Raw genomic sequence first — 2919 nt, forward strand, 5'->3', positions numbered from 1 at the left:
TTTCTTCCCCGGCAAAGCGGCAAGAGGCGTAGGGCGGACGCAGATCGCACGTACGGTCGGTGAACTGCAAGGCCATGCCGGCGCCTTCAAGCAGGGTTAGGGAGCGCGTGCAGCCGGGAAAGGCCGAGAATGGACCATCGGCGGTAATGTCAGCGATGGACAGACGCCACTGCCAGTGCTCGGTGTTTTCGGGAACACGGACAATCTCGCGCGTGCTGCCGCCGCCGTTTTTCCAGGGCATGGGTACGAATTCGGATTGTGGAAAATAGCGGAAGGCCATGCCGGTAGTGTCGCACAGGGCCGGAGGCCGGGCAAAAAAAACCGCCCGCAGAGCGGGCGGCTGGAGGAAAAAATGGCTCAGCGGGCAGCCGGTTTTTTGACCGCAGCCGGTTTGGGCTTGGCGGCGCCGACACTGATGCGGGCGGCATTGCGCTTGACCGTGGCCGGACCGATGCCCTTGACCTTGGCCAGATCGGCCGGACTGCGGAAGGCGCCATTGGCTTTGCGGTAGTCGACGATGGCCTGGGCCTTGGTCGGGCCGACACCATCGAGCAGACGGTCGAGGGTGGCGGCATCGGCGGTGTTGATGTTGACCTGCTGGGCCGGCGGAGTGACCGCCAGGGCGGCGGAACTGAAACACAGGGCAAGGATGAGGGTGTGCACGAGATTGCGGATGGATGACATGGGATTCTCCGTGGTTGATCTGGCACCAGCGCCAGGTGCAGACAGTGTCGCAATCGGCGCCGGCGGTGTTCAGACGGCAATATCGACAGGACGTGTCAGACCCGTGCCAAAAGCCCTGTCGGAAAATCCCTACCCTGCTAAAATGGCCTTTTCCACGCCAGGATGGATCATGGACAAGCACGCGCTGACCGCCTTCGTTGCCGACCGATGGGATGCCGACATCGTCGGCCAGTTGGTCGAGTACATCAAAATCCCCAACAAGTCGCCGATGTTCGATGCCGACTGGCAGCAGCACGGGTACATGGAGCAGGCCACGCAGCTGCTGGCCGACTGGGCCAAGGCCCAGGCCATCGACGGCATGCAGGTCGACATCGTGCGTCTGGAAAACCGCACGCCGCTGATTTTCATTGAAATCGCCGGCAGCGGCGAGGACTGTGTGCTGATGTATGGCCACCTCGACAAACAACCGGAAATGACCGGCTGGGACGCCGACCTCGGCCCGTGGACGCCGGTAATCAAGGGCGACAAACTGTACGGCCGCGGCGGCGCCGATGACGGTTATGCCCTGTTCGGTTCGCTGACCGCCATCGCCGCGCTGAAAGCGCAGGGCATTGCGCACGCACGCACCGTGATTCTGATCGAGGCCTGCGAAGAATCCGGCAGCTACGATCTGCCGCATTACGTCGATCATCTGGCCGAGCGCATCGGCAAACCGAGTCTGGTGGTCTGTCTGGATTCGGGCTGCGCCAATTACGACCAGCTCTGGTGCACCACCTCGCTGCGCGGTCTGACCGGCGGCAATCTGCGCGTGGACGTGCTCAGCGAAGGCGTGCACTCGGGCGATGCCTCCGGCATCGTGCCGTCCAGCTTCCGGGTGCTGCGGCAATTGCTGAACCGTCTGGAAGAGGTCGATACCGGCCGCATCCACCGCGAGGAACTGCATGTCGCGATTCCCGAACAGCGCGTCAGCCAGGCCAAACGCGCCGCCGAAGTGCTGGGCGAAGAAGTGTTCGACAAATTCCCGTTCCTGCCGGGCATGCGCCCGATGGCCGACGATCTGGGCGAGCTGATTCTGAACCGCACCTGGCGCCCGATGCTGTCGATCACCGGCGTCGACGGCCTGCCCACGCTTGGCAATGCCGGCAATGTGCTGCGTCCGTTCACTGCGGTCAAGATTTCACTGCGTATTCCGCCGATGCTTGATCCGGACAAGGCCGGTGCGTTCGTGAAATCCACACTGGAAGCCGATCCGCCCTATGGCGCCAAGGTCAGTTTCGAATTGGAAAAAGCCTCGACCGGCTGGAACGCTCCGGCGCTGGCGCCGTGGCTGGAAACCGCCATCGAAGACGCCTCGCAGGCGGCTTTCGGTGCGCCGGCGATGTACATGGGCGAAGGCGGCACCATTCCGTTCATGGGCATGCTGGGTGAGAAATTCCCGGGCGCGCAGTTCATGATCACCGGCGTGCTCGGCCCGCACAGCAACGCACATGGCCCGAACGAATTCCTGCACATTCCGACCGGCAAGCGGGTGACCGAAGCGGTGGCGCATGTGGTGGCCGCGCATTACCAGGCCGGCCTGAAAGGCCTGACCATGGGCGTCGCGGCACACGCCGGCCATGCCCAATTCGGCGACCACGGTTGCTGCTAAACCACGGCTGTCCTTAAGGGTTTTCCCCAGCGGCGGGCTTTTTGCCCGCCGTTTCCGCATATGCTACAGTGCAAGAAATACGCCCGTGGGCCGGCGCCCGTTGTACCATTGCCATCTGCAAAGGAATTGCATGTTGAGCTTTCCGCCCGTCCAGCATCTCTACCGAATCGCCTTGTTGCTGACACTGGCGCTGATTGGCGGTTGCATAAAATCTTCCGAGCCCATGGCCAAGCCGATTTTGGTGGGTACCAATACCTGGCCGGGCTACGCGCCCGGCTACATCGCCCGCGACAAAGAGCTTTATGACAGCAAGCTGATCCAGATGCAGCAATATGAATCGGCCATCGAGGTGATGGAAGACTTCCGCAAGGACAAGATCCAAGTGGCGGCGCTGACCATCGACGAAGCCCTGGAGCTGAGCCAGAACGGCATTGCAATCAAAGTCATTCTGGTCGCCAACATTTCCGATGGCGCCGATGTCATCATCGCCAAACCCGGCATCACCTCGGTCAAGGACCTGGCCGGACGCCGGGTCGGTTTCGAGGAAGGCGCACTCGGCCGCTATATGCTGACCCGGGCCCTGGAGC

4 protein-coding genes are annotated in these 2919 nt (G+C 62.4%); 2 read left to right on the top strand and 2 right to left on the bottom strand.

Translation table 11 applies throughout. The annotated features are described in order from the left end of the window. The coding region (locus ACIQ1A_RS09545) for a HutD family protein (RefSeq protein WP_395770839.1) at nt 1-280 on the bottom strand (280 nt) is incomplete at its 3' end. A gap of 77 nt (nt 281-357) precedes the next feature. Beyond that, nucleotides 358-684 carry a ComEA family DNA-binding protein gene (locus tag ACIQ1A_RS09550; RefSeq protein WP_395770840.1) on the bottom strand — a complete coding sequence of 109 codons (327 nt, stop codon included), beginning with the start codon at nt 682-684 and terminating at the stop codon, nt 358-360. A 169-nt stretch (nt 685-853) separates the two neighbouring features. Here ACIQ1A_RS09550 and ACIQ1A_RS09555 point away from each other — a divergent pair, with 169 nt between their 5' ends. Next, entirely contained in the window at nt 854-2332 is a 1479-nt protein-coding gene (locus ACIQ1A_RS09555; RefSeq protein ID WP_395770841.1) for a M20 family metallopeptidase, read from the top strand. Between the two features lie 130 nt (nt 2333-2462). Further along, on the top strand, nt 2463-2919 hold a 457-nt coding region (locus tag ACIQ1A_RS09560; RefSeq protein WP_395770842.1), incomplete at its 3' end, for an ABC transporter substrate-binding protein.

This window comes from Arenimonas sp., from assembly GCF_044353605.1.
In the GTDB taxonomy this organism is placed as follows: Bacteria; Pseudomonadota; Gammaproteobacteria; order Xanthomonadales; family Xanthomonadaceae; genus Arenimonas.

Excerpts from the sequence above, each read along its gene's own strand:
- ACIQ1A_RS09550 (WP_395770840.1), bottom strand. The coding sequence starts at position 684 with ATGTCATCCATCCGCAATCTCGTGCACACCCTCATCCTTGCCCTGTGT.
- ACIQ1A_RS09555 (WP_395770841.1), top strand. The coding sequence starts at position 854 with ATGGACAAGCACGCGCTGACCGCCTTCGTTGCCGACCGATGGGATGCC.